At 68.0% G+C, this 434-nt stretch carries 1 pseudogene; it reads right to left on the bottom strand.

Features of this window, described 5'->3' with window-relative positions:
* Positions 1-434, bottom strand: a pseudogene (locus tag AB0C16_RS40660) (hypothetical protein); the annotation flags it as partial.

Raw genomic sequence — 434 nt, forward strand, 5'->3', positions numbered from 1 at the left:
TGTTGGACACCAGATACGTACGCCCGTTGTGCGCCAGGAACCAGGGTCCGCCCGACGCCCCGCCGTTCAACGTGCAGCCGAGCATGTACTGGGCCGGGTAGTCGCTCGGGTAGCGGTAGCCGAGCACCAGGCGCTTGGTGGCGCCGCGGCAGTCGTACATCTTCGAGCCGTCGTACGGCGACTCGGCGGGGTAGCCGCGCGCCTTCATCGTCTTGATCTTCTTCGCCGACGGGGCGTTGAACCACACCGGCAGGGCCGAACCGATCTGCTCCTGAAGGGACTTGCCGCCCTTCTCGGGCTTCACGTGCAGCACGGCGTAGTCGTACGCGTAGGCCGTCGTGGCCTGGTGGGCGCCGCCCTTGATCCACGCCCCGGACGTGGTCGCCCAGTCGGACCACCAGATGCCGTACGGGGAGACGCTCTTGGAGCGTGCG

Source organism: Nonomuraea sp. NPDC048916, assembly GCF_040649575.1.
Classification (GTDB): domain Bacteria; phylum Actinomycetota; class Actinomycetes; order Streptosporangiales; family Streptosporangiaceae; genus Nonomuraea.